The 17978-nt window shown below is 62.7% G+C and carries 13 protein-coding genes; 3 read left to right on the forward strand and 10 right to left on the reverse strand.

Annotated features, from left to right (window positions below; translation table 11 throughout):
• Window positions 1–158: 158 nt before the first annotated feature.
• Both LCW13_RS04830 and LCW13_RS04835 read right to left on the reverse strand, forming a co-directional pair.
• Window positions 159–773: a CBS domain-containing protein gene (locus tag LCW13_RS04830; RefSeq protein ID WP_225347720.1), complete on the reverse strand. Its 615-nt coding sequence runs from the start codon at window positions 771–773 to the stop codon at window positions 159–161.
• Window positions 774–1113: 340 nt separating this feature from the next.
• Window positions 1114–1614, reverse strand: a complete 501-nt coding sequence (locus LCW13_RS04835) for a hypothetical protein (RefSeq protein ID WP_225347721.1) — start codon at window positions 1612–1614, stop codon at window positions 1114–1116.
• Between the two features lie 708 nt (window positions 1615–2322).
• Here LCW13_RS04835 and LCW13_RS04840 point away from each other — a divergent pair.
• The 3 genes from LCW13_RS04840 (at window position 2323) to LCW13_RS04850 (ending at window position 5157) form a co-directional block, all read left to right on the forward strand.
• Window positions 2323–3525 carry a GGDEF domain-containing protein gene (locus tag LCW13_RS04840; protein ID WP_225347722.1) on the forward strand — a complete coding sequence of 401 codons (1203 nt, stop codon included), beginning with the start codon at window positions 2323–2325 and terminating at the stop codon, window positions 3523–3525.
• Between the two features lie 87 nt (window positions 3526–3612).
• Window positions 3613–4248, forward strand: coding sequence for a flagellar basal body L-ring protein FlgH (locus tag LCW13_RS04845; RefSeq protein ID WP_225347723.1), 636 nt, complete (start codon window positions 3613–3615; stop codon window positions 4246–4248).
• A 369-nt stretch (window positions 4249–4617) separates the two neighbouring features.
• Entirely contained in the window at window positions 4618–5157 is a 540-nt protein-coding gene (locus tag LCW13_RS04850) for a glycine zipper 2TM domain-containing protein (protein WP_043331847.1), read from the forward strand.
• Between the two features lie 134 nt (window positions 5158–5291).
• On the opposite strand, the gene LCW13_RS04855 is transcribed toward LCW13_RS04850, so the two are convergent.
• The 8 genes from LCW13_RS04855 to LCW13_RS04890 all read right to left on the reverse strand — a co-directional run bounded on the left by LCW13_RS04855 (window position 5292) and on the right by LCW13_RS04890 (window position 17889).
• Window positions 5292–5918, reverse strand: coding sequence for a PqiC family protein (locus tag LCW13_RS04855; protein ID WP_225347724.1), 627 nt, complete (start codon window positions 5916–5918; stop codon window positions 5292–5294).
• Between the two features lie 80 nt (window positions 5919–5998).
• The gene (pqiB, locus tag LCW13_RS04860) at window positions 5999–7633 is read right to left on the reverse strand and encodes an intermembrane transport protein PqiB (protein WP_225347725.1); all 1635 of its coding nucleotides are present in this window, start codon (window positions 7631–7633) and stop codon (window positions 5999–6001) included.
• Window positions 7630–9132 (reverse strand): paraquat-inducible protein A, encoded by a 1503-nt coding sequence (locus LCW13_RS04865; protein WP_225347726.1) that lies wholly within the window; start codon window positions 9130–9132, stop codon window positions 7630–7632. The genes pqiB and LCW13_RS04865 overlap by 4 nt, the downstream gene beginning before the upstream one ends.
• Window positions 9133–9508: 376 nt before the next feature.
• The gene (locus tag LCW13_RS04870; RefSeq protein WP_215824022.1) at window positions 9509–12640 is read right to left on the reverse strand and encodes an efflux RND transporter permease subunit; all 3132 of its coding nucleotides are present in this window, start codon (window positions 12638–12640) and stop codon (window positions 9509–9511) included.
• A 101-nt stretch (window positions 12641–12741) separates the two neighbouring features.
• On the reverse strand, window positions 12742–14040 hold the full coding sequence (locus LCW13_RS04875) for an efflux RND transporter periplasmic adaptor subunit (RefSeq protein WP_225347727.1): 1299 nt from the start codon (window positions 14038–14040) through the stop codon (window positions 12742–12744).
• Window positions 14041–14589: 549 nt separating this feature from the next.
• Entirely contained in the window at window positions 14590–15840 is a 1251-nt protein-coding gene (locus LCW13_RS04880) for an ArsA family ATPase (RefSeq protein WP_225347728.1), read from the reverse strand.
• Entirely contained in the window at window positions 15831–16151 is a 321-nt protein-coding gene (locus tag LCW13_RS04885) for a cory-CC-star protein (protein ID WP_199852375.1), read from the reverse strand. Before LCW13_RS04885 ends, LCW13_RS04880 begins: the two co-directional genes overlap by 10 nt.
• Entirely contained in the window at window positions 16141–17889 is a 1749-nt protein-coding gene (locus tag LCW13_RS04890) for a carbon starvation CstA family protein (protein WP_225347729.1), read from the reverse strand. The genes LCW13_RS04885 and LCW13_RS04890 overlap by 11 nt, the downstream gene beginning before the upstream one ends.
• Window positions 17890–17978: the final 89 nt, after the last annotated feature.

The raw sequence follows: 17978 nt of genomic DNA on the forward strand, positions 1-17978 counted from the left end.
GCCAAGTGATATCTCGCGCTGATAGCCACATCATACGCCGTTTGTGAGCATTTTTCCCGAATCAAGCACCAGTCTGGGGATAAACCATCTTGTCAGGACGCGGCTTCATGACGCCTCTGTCAGCCAGATGACTGAGAACACTGCCTACCCTTGTCGGGTCACTCGTACTTGCCCAGCACGGCCCGGCAGATATCAGCGAAATTGCGTGCTTCCGGCGGGTGTTCCAGATCGAGCCCTAAGGCCTTGCCGACGCGGGAGGCGGCGACCAGTCCGCGCACGCTGAGCTTGCCATCGTCGCCCTGCTCGGTCACTAGCAGGTGGGATTCGCCGCTCTGACGCAGTGTCTCGACCAGGTCCCCGACGCGGGCGCGCTTGAGCACGGCGAGAGGAATGCCCTGCAGCTCCGCGCGGGGTATCTGCACCATGTCGGTAGTGACTTCGTCGCGCTGAACATTGAAGCGGGTCATGGCACGCATCACGACTCGGCCGCCCTGCAGCTCACGCGAGGTCACCACGCCGGTGAAGGTGCCATCATGATCGTGGACCAGCAGCAGACGCACCCCCGCCTGTTTCATGGTCGCCAGTGCCTGACCGATGGAGGCGCTGCCCTGAATGCTGCGACCGGCGGTGACGGCAAAGTCCGTCACCAGCTCACTGGCCGGGCTATCCATGGTGATGTCGCCGATCGGCTGCAAAGGCAGACGAGCGGAGGTGACATGAGAGAGCGTTTCGACGTCGAGGGTATGGTAAGCCGACGGTGCAATGGCATTCATGGACTGACTCCTGTAATCAGATGACGAGCATGTTCTGCGTACTGTGAGTCAGGCGAGGGCCAGGAGTTTCCTGCACGATGGGTAACCTCAGGTTGCTACTGTCGCAACAGTGACAGGATTTTCGGTCTGTCGGGTCAATATTCGTCGCTATCTGTGCGAGATGGGAAATGGATAGATTCCATTTAGGAAACAAAGGCCCCGGCAGGCCGGTACTGGCATGAGCCAGCAGTTTTCTTGCCCCTGACAGCAATGATGCCAACTGCACGAGGCGAGTGGGCATCATTGAGCCGATTCAGGGAGTTATCCCTTCATCAGGGGCTGGCGTACACGCCTGGGCGCATCACACCCACTGCTTGAGGTCGCCGCGTACGGCATCCAGGAAGGTGATGAAGTCCGTCTGGTCATCGGCGTCGCAACGGTCCACCTTGCAGGCCAGCTTCATCTTGGTGCCGGCGACGATTTCGTCATACACCTCGAGCGTGAGTTTCTCGACGCTGGCATCGGCGGGTTCCTGCTCGCCAGCCAGCAGGCTGAACGTCGTCATCAGCGTGCCGCGAAGACGCGTGGTGCCGCCTTCCGCGACCACTCGACGCACCTTGAGCCAGCCTTCGCGCACCATGATCTCACCCTGCGCATCGCGTTGCTTGTAGATGGTGCGATAGCATGCATTCTCGGAGACGCCCTTGGCGGCCATGCTTTCATAGGCCTTGATCATGCGCGTCGCCATGGTGCCAGCTTCGGCGATCTTGCGGCGGGCAGCACGATGTTCACGTTCCAGGCGGTCTTGCTTGGAGAAACGCTGCCACAGGTGGAAGTCGCGTGTCAGAGTGGTCGCGTCCATTACAGTCTCTCTTCTCTAAAAACGGCGGGGAAAAGTGGGTGACGGCTACTGCCATGTCCAGGCGCTGATGGTGTCACGAAGGCGGGCGATTGTCTGCCCGGTTCTTGCCTCAGACGTCGAGGAGGGCCCGAGGGCCAGGTGGTCTAGGTCATGCAGGCTGGCGATGAGATGTCAGCATTACCATGCTCAAGAGTACCATTGACTGGTCACGGACTTTTTCCAGCCCGGTCATCATCACGACTGAATCTAGGGCTTAAATCTTCTCTGAACTACTCTGCAAGTCACCCACAAGGCCCACTTTGTGAGAATCTTCGACTGCTGATCCTCGAGATTGCTGATGCTTCACGCTCAGGCTCCTGCTACGTGAGCCACGCCGCTGTGATGGGATTGCCAGTCTCGCAGGGGAGGGCGCCTGGTACACGTGAGTCACATGCTTGACTGCGCTGCATGCCTTGAAGGATGCGCACTGGTAAGAGCTGTCACGTTTCATACAGCAGCGTGAGATAGAATAGGCAGGTAAAATCATCAGGTAGCGCGCAGCGGAGGCACACGGGAAGTGCCGTAAATGAGGAAGGAATCATGGCGAAAGCAGATCGCCGTCGCAAAGCGGGAAGTCGGCAGGGTGTCTTGCGCACGGTAAACATGAAGTGGCGGTGGCCAGCTCCAGTGGGGCTGGCTGAGCGGCACCTCGTGCTTTATCAGTTGTTCATGTGGATCTATATCAGTGCGCTCGGCTGCCAGCTGGGCTACTTCGCTCTGCTGGGCCTGCAGCCTTATCCGCAGCCGGTGGTGATCAATGTCATCGGCGTCCTGCTCAACGTCCTGGCCATCATGTTCCACCGCAAGGGGTACATGAATTCCGCGTTGCTGTTGCTGGTGGTGCCGATGTCGGCCAAGGCGGCATGGTGGGAATATCAGTTCGGCGCCGAGGGTGGCTTCGAGTATTTCCATATCGTCGCCATCTTCTTCGTCTGTATCGCGTCCCTGTCACGCATTCAACGGCTACTGTTCAGTGGTGTCCTGCTGCTGTTCTATATCGGCGCCCAATACCTCACCAGCCCGGTCTATATCGTCTCCTACGAGTTCATGTCGCTGGCCAGTGTCGTCAACCTGGTGATGTCCGTCACCTTCATCGCGGTGGTGGCGGTGCAGATCGGGTGGGAGGCAGAGCAGCGCGAGAAGCGCTACCGTCGAGACTTGCGCCATGACCAGCTGACGGGGGCGCTGTCTCGTTTTGCCTTGCTGGAAGAGGGGCCGCGTCTGCTGAGTCGTGGTGGCCTGGGAGTGCTGATGATCGATGTCGATCACTTCAAGGCCATCAATGATACCCAAGGGCATGCGATTGGCGATGAGGTGCTGATAGAGCTGACGCAACGACTGCGTCACCACCTGCGCGGCAGTGATCAGTTGTGCCGCCAGGGGGGAGAAGAGTTCGTGGCCCTGTGCCCGACGGAGGACAGAGAAGGGCTCCAGCACGCAGCCGAACGCTTGCTGCTCTCGATCAACAGTCGTGCCTTCACGCTGAGCAACGGCCAGCTGCTGCGGGTCACCATCAGTATCGGGGTGGCCCAGGGCGGACCGGCCGCTTGCGCGGAATCACTGCTGCCGGACCTTCTGCAGCGTGCCGATCAGGCCATGTACCGTGCCAAGCGCGAAGGGCGCAATCGGGTGGTCACCGTCTGGGATACGCCCGATCACGGTGCAGCCAGTCTCGATCAGGTCGAGCTGTCTGATCACGGCCACAGCCCCGACCACGGTCACAGCCACGACAGCCTGGCCATGCCAGGCATACCGCCACTGGATACTCCGGGCGATGGATCAGGCGAAGCGGCCTCGGCCCCCAGTCGCTCTGATGTCAGTCACCATGACGATGTGCAGACCGCCGATGAGGTCTATCAGTGGAAGCGCTGACGCAAGGATGATGGCTTTGCCATTTCACCTCATTGGGCGTGATATCCGTGCGTGATCCACGCTCTCACCAAGCGGAGAGACAAGTTGATGATGGATTCCTGTGGCAGCGTTTCACGCCAGATGTCGCGCCGGCTCTTGCGGGGACTGCTGGTGGCGACGCTGGTCAGTGGTATGCCGCTTGCGGCGGTTCAGGCGGAGGAGTCGCCGAATGCTGCAGCGTCTTCGAGTGACGGGCAGGCGCCCCGGGCGCAAGTGATTGCCGACCCGGCGACACCCTCTCTGCCGCCTGCCGCCAAGGCCAGCAACAGCATCTTTCGCTGTATGCAGGCGGGGGTGCCCACCTGGCAGCAGCAGCCTTGCCAGCAGGGCGATACCCCCGTCACGCTGGATGATTCGCTGACGGTGGTGCCCGCCGCTGACGTGGTAGAAGAGACTTCAGGCGAAGACCCGACCGCACAGCGCCTGGCGCGTGAGAAGGAGCGTGCCCTGGCCGCACGTGAGGAGAGTCAGCGCCAGTACCGCATTCGTTCAGCGCTGGATGATGGCTATCTGGTGCAGGGCATGAGCGAGGCTCAGGCCATCTCGTTGCTGGGCAAGCCCAGTGATATCAGCGAGACGATTGCCGATGACACGTCCTGCCGTCTGCTGAACTGGTGGGAAGATGTCCGCGTGCAGTTCTGCAACGATGAAGCCGTGTCCATCACGGCCAATCAGCTGGATTGAGTGACTTGCGGTCAGGGCCATCAAGGCAAGGGCCGGTGCGAGCTGAGGCGCTCGCACCGGCCCTGTTCGTCCTGTCCGACTCGTACAGCCCGCGTCAGCGCCATGACGATGAGCGGGGTTTTCTGGCCGCAAGCCTGCTTGCCAAGAAATTGCTAATATAAGGCATGATCTAGCGTAGAACCCGTCTTTTTCATGTCCGATGTTGCGAAATGGCGACGACCGGGTGGTGAAGTTGCCACATTACCGAGTTTATCGAACAGTGTTAGATTACTCTCCGAACGCAGCAGCCAGCCTCTCAGGTGTCATCCAGGGGCATGGCTGACTGGCCGACGAGCCAGGCTGCAACACTATTCGGTGAGGAGAACACGCATGAACAAGTCCATCCTGATTGGCGCGATCGTGGCTGCACTGGGCATTGGCGGTGGAGTGGCGATCGGCAGCTATACGGCCAGCAACTCAGGCCCTGAATATGCCGATATCGTGGCGGTGGATGCCGTGACGGAAACCGTGACCACCCCGCGCGAGGTCTGTCACAACGAGACCGTGACGCATCAGGCGCCCAGCAAGGACACCCACAATGTCGTCGGCACGGCCGTCGGCGCGATCGTCGGCGGTGTGGTGGGCAATCAGTTTGGCGGTGGCAATGGCAAGAAGGTGCTGACAGCCGCGGGCGCCGTGGGTGGCGGTTATGCCGGCAACCAGATCCAGGGCCAGATGAAGAAGGGCGACACCTACACCACGACCGAACAGCGCTGCGAAACGGTGCAGGACGCGTCAGACAAGGTGGTCGGCTACGACGTCAAGGTCGACATGGGTGACGAGACCCGCACCGTGCGTCTCGAGGACAAGCCGGACGTGAAGCGCTTCGAGATCCGTGACGGTGAGCTGGTGCTGCCCCAGCAAGGCTGAGGCCAGCTAGCCGCCAGACAAGAAGACCCCCGACGGATTCCGTCGGGGGTCTTCTTTTTTTGGACATCCCGCTTTCTGGGCATCCAGCTTTCTGGGTATCCAACCGTGCTCTTTTCTATCAGACCGTCAGGTCGTCAGCTGGCATCCGCCGTGGCGGGCAATGCCTTGGCGATCTCGCGTGCCAACTGCTCGCCGGTCACACGCCAGCCTTCGCCCAGGCTATTGACCAGCGCCGGATAGCCGTCATCCGTCAGGGGAGTCAGCGTCTGGATGTCGCCTTCCTCCAGCACGCTGCCATCCACGCCGCGCAGGCGCCAGCGACCGGTGATGACGGACTGGCCATCGTGGCGGCCGATGAAGCGATCCAGGCTTACGCTCAGGCGTGCGCCCTTGAGGCCGCTCAGGCTGGTGTCCGCGATACGGTACTGGCTCAGCGGTTGGGCGGGGCTGGCCTTGAGCTGCGTGAGCAGCTGGCGGGTCAGCATGTCCTGCAGGTCATCGGCCCACAGGTTCTGACTGGCCTGTACCAGCGTGATGTCGTCCGTCTGATAGACCAGACTTCCGCCTTCCAGGTAGCTGGCCAGTTGCACCGGCATCACTTCCAGCAAGGGCGCATCGGCGGCAACGCTGCGCTGGGCGGCGGCCTGTGTCGTTTGCGGCAGCAGGTAGGCGCCACCGGTGGCGGCAGTCGTGCAGCCCGCCAGTGTGCCGAGCATCAGCAAGCCTGCCATCAGGCCGCCGAAGCGGCCCTGGCGCGACATTGAAGTGCGCGGTGAGGCAGATGGACTGCATGCTTGCGGCATGGCGGCTGTGCGGGTCGAGAGACTCATGGCTGTCGTCATCATTGGGCCCTTGGAATTGGATCGCGAGTGGTCGGCTTGTCGAAGATCAGGCTGGAGGGATTCTTCTCCAGCGTATCGAGCAGTGGTTCTGCCTTCTTGAGCACGCGGTCCAGTCGTTCGAGATCGCCTTCCAGCTTGCGGTAGGCGGAAGAATCCGGTGTCAGACCATCCAGGGTGCGATTGAGGTTGTCGATGCTGGTGCTGATATCGCCCGGCAGCTTCTGTACCGCCTCGGAACCCAGCAGGCTATCGACATGACCGGCCGTCTTGTCGAGGCGCTTGACCAGACTCTCGGAGGCCGACAGCGTCTTGTTCAGGTTGCTCAGGACCGGCTCGACATCGAGTGCATTGAGCTTGTCGAGCAGGGCATTGAGCTTGGCTTCCATCTGCGCCAGGCCCCCCGAGACGCTCGGCATGACCTCGATATCATCGAAGGTATCGGCCTTGTAGGGCGGCGGACTGTCATAGAAGTCGAGATCGACGAACAGGGCGCCGGTCAGCAGGTTGCCGGATTTCAGCGTCGCGCGCATGCCACGCTTGAAGAGGCGCTCGAGGCGCTTCTTCCACTGCGCCACGCCTTCATCATCCACTTGCCCCTCGAGGCGTTCGGGCTCGATGCGTATCAGCACCGGAATCTCGAAGCTCGACAGCGTCCGCACGCGCTGGTGAGTCAGGCGATAGGGCACGCTGACCACGGTGCCGAGACGGACGCCGCGGAATTCCACCGGCGCGCCGCGCGACAGGCCACGCACGGTATCGTCGACCATGATCACGTAGTCGATGGCCTGGTGGAAGCTGCCCTCACGGGCCTCTTCCTGGTCGGAATACAGCGTGAAGGAGGTGTTCTCGACCACTGGACGACCACGCGGCAGGTCTTCGGGAATGCCGAAGGCCACCCCGCCGCTCAGTACGCTTTCCAGTGACCCGACATCGACCTGCAGGCCCTGGGAATCCAGGCGCAGGCTGACCCCGCTGGTGGACCAGAAGCGCGTGGTGGAGGTCACCAGCTCATGGTAGGGCGAGTCGATATACAGGGTGTAGTGCATTTCCTTCTCGCTGGGGCGGAACTCGCTGGATTCCACGCGCCCGACCACGAAGCCCTCGTAGGTGACGGGGTCACCATCCGAGAGCACGCTGCCATCGTTGCTGGTGAGGTCGATGCGCAGCCCCTTGGCGTCCTGCGTCGTCACCGGCGGTTGCTCCAGCGCCACGAAGTTGTCCTCCTCATCGCGGCTGTCGCCGGGCTGAAGCTGGATATAGGCCCCCGACAGCACGGTATTGAGGCCACTGATGCCCTCACGACCGATGCGCGGCTTCACGACCCAGAGCCGCGAGTCGGCATTGAGCATGCGCTCGCTGTCCTTGGACATGCGCGCGGTGACGATGGTCTTGTCGAGATTGTCCGACAGACGCACGGATTCGACCTTGCCGACCTCGACATTCCGGGTCTTGATCAGGGTCTTGCCCGCCTCGATACCTTCCGCTGTCTCCATTTCGATCGTGATCAGCGGGCCACGGCTGGCGTAGTTGTGCCACACCATCCAGGCGCCGATCAGCAGGGCCACGATCGGGACTATCCAGATCGGCGAAAGGCGGCGTCGACTTTCACGACGTGCGCGAGAATCATCACTCATAAGTCATCCTGTGAGGCGGCAGCGGAAGGGGGATTGCGGGAAGCATTCGGGGTCGTGAATGGCGTCGTGAACGGAGGCGTGGCCTGCGAGGACGAAGCAAGAGACGCGGCGCCCGTCAGCGGCGTCAGCGGCAGATCACCGAACAGCGTGTTCGCCATCATCGTCTTCTCCGTCTCGGTGTCCCAGACAAGGCGTGGGTCGAAGCTCAAGGCCGACAGCATCGTCAGCACCACCACGCAGGCAAAGGACAGCGCCGCGGGCCCCGGGTGGACCGACATCAGCGCGCCCAGCTGGATCAACGCGGCCAGCAGCGCCACCACGAAGACATCGACCATCGACCAGCGCCCGACATATTCGGTGATGCGGTACAGGGTCACCCGCGCTCGCGCATGCTGCACCTCGGGGCGCTGGGCGCTGATGCACAGCCAGGCGATGGCGATCATCTTCGAGGCCGGCACCAGGATGCTGGCGATGAAGATGACCATCGCGATGGGCCAGTCACCATGTGACCAGAGCACCACGATGCCGCCGGCAATCGTCTGCGGGTCATTCTCCCCGAGGCTGACCGTGGTCATGATCGGGAAGAGATTGGCGGGGATGTACAGAATCGCCGCCGCGATCAGCCATGCCCAGGTGCGCTGCAGGCTCTGCGTCTTGCGCTGATGGACAGGGTCGCCACAGCGGCGGCAGTGGGTGTGAGCCTCCCGTTCGCCGCAGGCGTTGATCAGGCCGCAGCTATGGCAACTGGCCAGTCCCTGCAAGGCGGCGCCGATGCCTGGCAAGGTACCGCTGGGGGCGGCTGGCTCGCCTGCCAGCGCGAACCACATGCGATCCCCATCGATGCTGGCCAGCGTCTTGGTCATCAGCAGGGCGAAGGCGCAGAACGCCCAGAAGGAAGGACCGAAGCTGATATCGGCCATGCCGGCGATCTTGACCAGGCTCACCATCACGCCGACCAGAAACACATCCGCCATCATCCAGGGGCGCAGGTGGCTCAGGGTGCGCGCAATGCCGCGAATGCCTGGCAAGGGCAGTTTCAGCCCGATGGCCGCATGCGTATAGATGACGCCCAGCAGGTAGAGCGCCGGCAGCATCACGATGGTCAGGATCAGCAGCACGGCCAGGGAAGGATAGGACTCGGCCGTCAGGGCGGCGGGCGTATCGATCAGGCTGAGGCTTGCCGAGATGCCACTGGTGGCAAAGGCGATGAACTCGAAGGGCAGCGTCAGCACCAGCATCACCAGGCACGCCATCGCCAGTGCCAGGGTGCGCTGCACGGCATGGGCGTGGCGCTGGGCGAACAGATGATCGCAACGCGGGCAGCGGGCGCGCTCGCCGGCCTTGAGCGCCGGCAGTGCCACGACGAGGTCGCAGCACTCGCAGGCACGCATCCGCCGCCGTGACACGCCTGACGTGACAGGCGCGAACACCTGCGGCGGATCACGGGTTTCAAAGGTACGCCGGGTGTAGCGGCGCAGGGCAGCAAGGGGACGAGGCATGTCGCTCCAGCGGGATCGGGTGGTGTATCGCCGTGCCGCGCGTGTTCGGGGCATGCGCAGAGGCGTTGTCAGTCGCGGCTTGACCACGCCTGTGGTTGCGCTCTTGGGGAAGCGCTCTCGGGGATGCGCCGTCAGTGGCCTGGCCCCATGCACACGCGGACCTGCGAAGGTATAGGAGCTGTAGGAGCACCAGGCCTGCGCAGGCAAACAGTGTTCGATAGTAGCATGATGCCGCAAAAGGCTGATGGCACTCAATGCTTGCCGCGTGAGCGCGCCTTTTTTTGCCAGCCTGCAAACAGGCACGCCGCCCAGAGAGGGCGGCGTGCAGGGCCGTCACGCAATGTGACAGCAATGAGGCTTCTGTCGTGATCAGAGATCAGACAAGGTCATCCTCCTGGCGGGCCGCTTCGTGGGCTCGCTTGAGGTCCTTCGGCTCACCGAAGAGGCGGCGCACGACCACATAGCAGACCGGCACCAGGAAGATCGCCAGCACCGTGGCCGAGATCATCCCGCCGATCACGCCGTTACCGATGGCGTGACGGCTGGCGGCACCCGCACCCGTCGAGATGGCCAGTGGCACGGCACCCAGGGTGAAGGCCAGCGAGGTCATCAGGATCGGGCGCAGACGCATGCGCACGGCTTCCATGGTGGCATCGATCAGCGAGCGACCTTGCACTTCAAGGTCCTTGGCGAACTCGACGATCAGGATCGCGTTCTTGGCCGAGAGCCCGATGGTCGTCACCAGGCCGACCTGGAAGTAGACGTCATTGTCGAGTCCGCGCATCCAGGTGGCGAGCAGGGCACCCAGCACCCCCAGCGGTACCACCAGCATGACGGAGAACGGAATGCTCCAGCTCTCATACAGCGCGGCCAGACACAGGAAGACGAAGACCAGCGAGATGGCATACAGATACGGTGCCATGCCGCCACTCTGGGATTCCTGCAGCGAGATGCCGGTCCATTCCAGCGCGACGCCATTGTTGAGCTGGCTGACCATCTCTTCCATGGCCTGCATGGCCTCACCGGTGGAGTAACCCGGTGCCGCCTGTCCCAGCAGTTCCATCGAGGAGACGCCGTTGTAGCGTTCCAGCTGCGGCGACCCGTAGGTCCACTCGCCGTTGATGAAGGCACTCAGCGGCACCATCTCGCCGGAGGTGTTGCGTACGTACCACTTCTTGAGGTCTTCCGGCTGCATGCGGGCACTGGCTTCCGCCTGCACATAGACCTTCTTGGTACGACCGTTGTCGAGGAAGTCATTGACGTAGGTCGAGCCCCACGCCGTGGAAAGCGTCGAGTAGACCTCTGACAGCGAGACCCCCATCGCCGTCGCCTTGAGTTCGTCGATGTTGAGCGTGAACTGCGGGCTGTCTTCCAGACCATTGGGGCGCAGGCCGGTCACGGCTGGGTTCTGGCCCGCCATGCCCAGCAGCTGGTTGCGCGCGTCGGTCAGTGCCTTGTGGCCGATGCCGCCACGGTCGACCAGCATCATGTCGAAGCCGCTGGCGTTGCCCAGCTCCATGATCGGCGGCGGGTTGATGGCGAAGACCAGGGCTTCCTTCAAGGTGCCGAAGTAGCTCTGTGCTTCACTGACCACGCTGAAGGAATCGCGCTCGCGCTCATCCCACGGCTTCAGGTTGATGAAGGCCAGGCCCATGTTCTGACCGCGACCGGCGAAGCTGAAGCCGGCGACGTCGAACATTTCCTGAACCGCATCTTCCTGATCGACCAGGAAGTGATGCTCGACCTTTTCCAGCGTCTCGAGCGTCTGCTCCTGAGTGGAGCCCACCGGCAGGATGACCTGATTGAACAGATAGCCCTGATCCTCATCCGGCAGGAAGCCGGTCGAGATGCGCGTGAACACCACGCCACAGCCGACGACGATCAATGCATAGACCAGCATCGAGCGACCGGTGCGCTTGAGCATGCCGCCAACGCCTTTCTGGTAGCGCGCGTTGGAGCGATCGAAGACCCGGTTGAAGAGGCCGAAGAAGCCGGTGGTCTTCTCCTTGGTCGGCTTGAGCAGGGTGGCGCACAGAGCCGGCGTCAGGATCAATGCCACCAGTACCGACAGCGTCATCGCCGAGACGATGGTCACCGAGAACTGACGGAAGATCGCGCCGGTGGTGCCGGGGAAGAAGGCCATCGGAATGAACACGGATGACAGCACCAGGCCGATACCCACCAGTGCGCCGGTGATCTGGCCCATCGACTTGCGGGTCGCTTCCAGTGGCGAGAGCTTCTCTTCGTGCATGACGCGTTCGACGTTTTCCACCACCACGATCGCATCGTCGACCAATAGCCCGATGGCCAGCACCATGGCGAACATCGTCAGGGTATTGATGGAGAAGCCCAGCACTTCCAGCACCCCGAAGGTGCCCAGCAGCACGACCGGGACCGCGATGGTCGGAATCAGGGTGGCGCGGAAGTTCTGCAGGAACAGCAGCATCACCAGGAAGACCAGTGCCACGGCTTCCAGCAGTGTCATCACCACTTCTTCGATGGAGATCTTGACGAAGGGTGAGGTGTCGTACGGAACCTTGAAGCTCATGCCAGGCGGGAAGTAGGCGGACAGCTCATCGAGGCGGTCCTTGACGGCCTGGACGGTGTCCAGCGCGTTGGCGCCCGAGGCCAGCTTGATCCCCAGGCCTGCAGCAGGCTTGCCGTTGTAGCGGCTGACGGTGCTGTAGGTCTCGGCGCCTTTCTCGGCGCGACCGACGTCACGCAGATAGACCTGAGAGCCATCTTCCTGGGTCTTGAGCAGGATGTTGCCGAACTGCTCCGGCGTTTCAAACAGGGTCTGCGCCACGATGGTGGCGTTGAGCTGCTGGCCTTCTTCCGCCGGCAGATTGCCCAGCTGGCCCGAGGCGATCTGGTTGTTCTGCGTGCTGATAGCCGTGGTGACGTCGCTGGTGGTCAGCTTGAAGTTGTTGAGCTTCTGCGGGTCGAGCCAGACACGCATGGCCCCCGGCGCGCCGAACAGCTGGGTCTCGCCGACGCCCTGGACACGCGCGACCTCATCCTGGATGTCGGAGGCGACATAGTCGGTCAATTGCTGCTTGGTCATGCTGCCATCGTCAGAGACGAAGGCCGCGACCATCAGGAAGCTGCCGGAGGACTTGGTGACCGAGACACCCTGGTTCTGTACGGATTGCGGCAGGCGCGGAGTGGCCAGCTGCAGCTTGTTCTGTACCTGAACCTGGGCGATGTCGGGGTCGGTGCCGGTGTCAAAGCTCAGCTCGATGCTGGCGTTGCCCTGGGAGTCCGAGGTCGAGCTCATGTACAGCAGATTGTCGATGCCGTTCATCTGCTGCTCGATGACCTGGGTCACCGTGTCTTCCACCGTCTGGGCGGAGGCACCGGAGTAGGTAGCCTGAATGGTGATGCTGGTAGGGGCCAGCGAGGGGTACTGCTCGATCGGTAGCTTGAGGATACTGAAGATACCCCCCAGCATCACGATGATGGCGAGCACCCAGGCAAAGATAGGGCGATCGATGAAGAATCTGGCCATGACGTTTGAGGCTCCTGGAACGTCGTTCGGGACGGTCACCAGTCACACGAGAAGCGTCTCTCGTCTGGCTGGCGACAGTGGCGCGAAAAGCGGGGGCAGGCTTACTGGCTATCGCCGGTCCTGGCCTGTTCACTTTCCGAGGAGTCGCTGCTGGCAGCAGTCCGCGACTGAGATGCGGCGTTCTGGTCAGTGCCTGTCTCGTCCGAGGCGATCTCGACCGTGGCACCCGGCTTGATCTTCTGCAGACCGCTGACGATGACCTTGTCATTGCTGTCGAGGCCGCTGGTCACCAGCCACTGATTGTCGATGGCCTGACCGATCACGACCTGCTTGGCCTCGACCTTGTTCTCGGCATTGACCGTCATCACGCTGGCCTGGCCCGTGCTGTCACGGCTCACGGCCTTCTGCGGAATCAGGATGGCATCCTTGGCGACGGCTTCGGTCAGGCGGGCACGCACGAACATGCCCGGCAGCAGCAGCTCATCTTCGTTGGGGAACAGTGCGCGCAGCGTGACCATGCCGGTCCCCTGGTCGACAGTGACATCCGCGAACTGCAGCTTGCCCTTGGCGCCATAGACGCTGCCGTCTTCCATCACCAGCTCGACTTCCGTCTGGACCGGTGCGGTGGCGGCATCGCGATTCTCGCCCAGCTCACGCTTGAGACGCAGCACCTCGGTGGCGGACTGGGTCAGGTCGACATAGATGGGGTCCAGCTGCTGGACGGTGGCCAGGCTTGTTTCCTGGCTGGCCGTGACCAGTGCGCCCTTGGTGACGCTGGACTTGCCGATACGGCCACTGATCGGTGAGGTGACCCTGGTGTAATCCAGGTTGATCTGCGCGCTGGATACCGCGGCCTTGGCCGAGGCGACATCGGCACGGTCTTCGCCGACGGTGGCCACGGCATCATCGTAATCCTGCTGGCTGACCATCTTGCGCGCGACGAGGTTCTTGTAGCGCTTGGCCTTGAGGCTCGAGGTGTTGAGGCTCGCCTCGGCACGCGCCAGGCTCGCCTTGGCGCTTTCGACATCGGCGCGATAGGTGCGCGAATCGATGTGATAGAGCACCTGACCTTCCTCGACGTCACTGCCTTCGGTGAAGTCGCGCGATTCGATGATGCCGCCGACCTGCGGACGTACTTCCGCGATCTGATAGGCACGCGTGCGGCCCGGAAGTTCGGTGGTGAGCGGTACATCCTGGGCAGTGACGGTGACGACATCGACCTGAGCGGCCTGGCTGGCACCTGCGGCGGAGCCTTGGCCAGCCTCCTCCTTGTCGCCGCTACAGCCGGCCAGCAGGGCACCGACCAGCAGCAGGCTTGCCGGAAGCAGGCCGAGGCGGCGGGCATTGAAAGCCAATGGGTGTCTCTGCAAGCGGGATTGACTGGGGGAAGTCGGGGCCATGGAGCGTCCTTTACGAAATTCAGGGGCTGAAGTGCGTCACTATCGCCACATTGTGACTCACCGCAGGCGCGGCAGGTCAAAGCAACGATGTCATGATGAGGAATATATTTAGCCCGCTATTCTATCGGAATGGCGAGGCGACTGTATGGTTGTTTTGTGCAGTTATTGCGCACCCTGTTGCAACAGATTGTTGCCATGTGAGCAGCATGCTGAACGTCATGGAGGGGGATGCAAGACAATGCAATTCGCTTGCCATGCCCGTAGGCGTGCACATGCCTCGCCTCACTCAAGGTGCGTGCACAAGTCAGGTGAGGCCAGGGCAGTGATGGTGCATCAATATGCGCAAATTCTGAATAAGTTATCAGATCGAAGTGTCTGAATGATGAACTCCCCGACCCCGTGCGCAAATGCATGTCGTCAGCACAGGGCGGATAAGGGATCAGCGTGAGGTCGGGAGAGCGGGAAAGCGGGAGGGTGAGAGAGCGGAAGTGCTGAGGGGGCTGAGGGTCTGAAGCACTGATGGGCTGAAGCGCATGGCGACCTCTCGAGTCATCTGGCGGGAGCAGCGCAACCGCAAGAGGACGCGGCAGGGGTGGGTGACCAGGGGCGGAACGCAGTGAACTGTGCCACCAGCGGGGCAAGGCTTGCGCGATCCTCCGGCAGCTGTGGTTGGCGCAGCAGACGCACGCATGGGCGATCAGCGAAGGCCTCCTCCAGTCTGGCGGCCCAGTGTTGCTGCTGTTCTCGCCAGGTCGCGACCCAGTCAGCCTGCGACTCGTGGGGCGTTGAGGAGGGACCGCCAGCCCCTTGCGCGGCGGGCTCCGGCAGGCATTGATTGATGATCAAGCCGCCGACGGCCAGGCCATGGGCTTCCAGTGCCTCTCGTGTTCGGGTCGTCTCCAGACACGGCAGCTTCTCCGGCGTGCTGACCAGAATCACGCGCGCCCGGCGGGTATCGCTCAAGCGCTGACGCAATGCTGCGTAGCGCGTACGGCGTTGCTCCAGCGCCTCGCTGATCGGGTCTTCCGGCGCTTCTTCGCCTGGCGTCTCTGATGCCTGCTGACTGTCCAGCCACAGGCTGCGTTCGGCGATGGCGCGCCTGCGCTGACCCAGCATGCCCTCCAGCCAGCCGCCCAGCACTTCGGGCAGACTCAGCAGGCGAATGGTGTGCCCGCTGGGGGCCGTATCGAACAGGATATGGCGATAGTGTGGGGCTTCATCTTCCAGCGGGGCTGGCGGAGTCAGGATGATCTCCACCAGCGCATCGAAGAGTGCCGCTTCACTGGTGCCGGGGGCGTGGCGTGACAGCTCGAGCTGGCGCATCACGGTGGCACTGCGCTCGCCACTTACCAGGGGGGCGATCCGGTGGCGGACCGCCTCCAGGTAGCGGTCGCATTCCCGCTCGGGGTCCAGTTCCATCACGTCGAGGCGCGGCGCGATGTTGCAGGGCTTGCCACCGATCGCACCGAACAGGTCGCCGAGGTTGTGCGCGGGGTCTGTCGACACCAGCAGGGTCGCTTCGCCTTTCTCCGCCAGTGCCAGCGCCTGCGCGGCCGCGCAGCTGGTCTTGCCGACACCGCCCTTGCCACCGAAGAACCAGATCTCGGGGTGCTTGGATATCCCGGCTTGCTCCGGCGCTCGGCCAGACTGGTGAGTGTGAGTCTCGTGAGTCTCGTAAGTCTCGTGAGTCTCGTAAGTCTCGTAAGTCTCGTGAGCCGCTGACGGCTGAGTGCCTGCCCAGACAGCCGTATCTTTCGCCGTGCGGGATGCTGCGCGTTTCCAGAGCCTGCTCAACAGCACTTGATGCCCTCCAGCGGTGAATGCTCAAGCCCCTGACGCAGGTGCCAGTCATGCATGCGTTCCAGCATCAGCGGCAGCATTTCCAGCGAGACGGCGGGGGCCGGATTGGGAATGCCCATCAGCTCCGCGAAGCTCATCATCATGAAGATGTCCTCCTCTTCACGGGCAAGCTGCGCCAGATCGCGCTGCTGGTTGACGCGCAGCATGGCCTCCCAGCCATCCCGCAGCTGAATGGCGCCTGTCAGCAGGCGCCGTGTCAGACCCGGCTGGCGGGGTGATGACGCCAACCGGGTATCGTCATCAGCTCTCATGAGCGCTCACCCGGGCGGGAGACTTCAGGCTGCGGCTGGCCTCGAGCAGGATCCACAGCGCAAACACCATGATCAGGCTGCCGAAGGTGAACAACAGCCATTGCGGGTCGTTGCTGCCCATGCCCGACCAATCCAGCACCACCTGCTGCACCATCGCCCACAGCGTCATGATCATCAAGAAGACCATCGGGGCCAGGGTATAGATGACAGGGCGGCCCTGACGCTTGAGCCACACCGACACCAGCATCAGCGAGATGCCCGCCAGCAGCTGATTGCTGGTGCCGAACAACGGCCACAGCAGGTAGCCGCCGGAACCGAAACCCTTGGGTCCCTGCGGCAGGATGACCAGTGCGGCACTGGCGATGACGGCGATGCTGGTGGCGACATGCTTGTGGCTGAGCGCCGGCATGCCGTATTCGCTGCCCAGTTCCGCGATGATGTAGCGCATCAGGCGCACGGCGGAGTCCAGCGTCGTCGCCGCGAAGCTGACCACGATGACCGCGACCAGCGTACTGCCGACGTTGGCGGGCAGGCCGAGGTGCGAGATCAGCTGACCGGATCCCTGAACGAAGCTCGAGAGGCCATTGGCCCCGGCGGCGGCGAAGCTTGAATAGGTTGCGGTGAAGTCGGCCTGGGTTGCGAACAGGGTCGCCACCGCGATGATGGAAATCAGCGCCAGCATGCCTTCGCCCAGCGCGCCGGAGTAACCGATCATGCGCGCATCCGGTTCATGGGACAGCTGCTTGGAGGTGGTCCCGGAGGCGACCAGGCCGTGGAAGCCAGAGATGGCGCCGCAGGCGATGGTGATGAACAGCAATGGGTAGAAGGACATCTCGGCATCGGCGTTGAAGGCCGGCGCCGTCAGATGCGGGCCACCTACGGCCAGCCCCAGATACAGCAGTACCAGCCCGACCACCAGCTGGTGAGAGTTGATGGTGTCGCGTGGCTGCAGCAGCTTCCAGACCGGCAGTACCGATGCGATGTAGACATAGCTCATCAGCGCGATGATCCACACCAGGAAGGCGCTGGAGATGGGCGAAAGGCCGAACAGCAAGGTGGCATCCTCGCCACCCGCCATGGCGGTGAAGGCACCGGCCAGATCGATCTGCAGGAACTCGAACTGGCCCGCCAGCAGGGCGGCGGCATACATCACCATCAGCGCGAGCAGCGAGGGGATCAACATCTTGCCGCCACGACGATAGACGCGATGACCGATCCATACCGCCAGCGGGATCTGGATCAACACCGACAGCACGCTGGCCGGGAAGTTGATGAACAGATTGGCGATCACCCAAGCGAACACCGCGTTCAGCATCAAGACCAGAATCAGGATGATGAACAGAAACAGCAGCTTGGCACGCTTGCCGATCAGCTTGTCCGCCAGGGTGCCGACGGACTGGCCGCGATGGCGCGCTGACAGCGTCAAGGTGCCGAAATCATGCACACCTGCCGCGAACAGACTGCCCAGTACGACCCACAGCACGGCCGGCAGCCAGCCCCAGTAGACGGCGATCGCCGGACCGACGATGGGGGCTGCGCCCGCCACCGAGGTGAAATGGTGGCCCCACAGCACCCAACGATTGGTCGGCAGGTAGTCGGTGTCATCGCGCAGCGCATGGGCTGGTGTCACGAAATTCGGGTCGAGGCGGAAGATGCGTTCGGCCAGAAAGCGGGAATAGAAGCGATAGCCGATGGCGAAGGCAACGCAGCCGAACAGGGCAAGCCAGATGGCGTTCATGGCAGATTCCGAGGGGCGTGGTGATGGATTGAGTAGGGCGTGCTGGCGTGTACCGGTTGTCAGCTCGACATGCCGCTGTCGAGCGCCCG

Origin of the sequence: Cobetia amphilecti (assembly GCF_020217465.1) — a bacterium.
GTDB classification, from domain to species: domain Bacteria; phylum Pseudomonadota; class Gammaproteobacteria; order Pseudomonadales; family Halomonadaceae; genus Cobetia; species Cobetia amphilecti.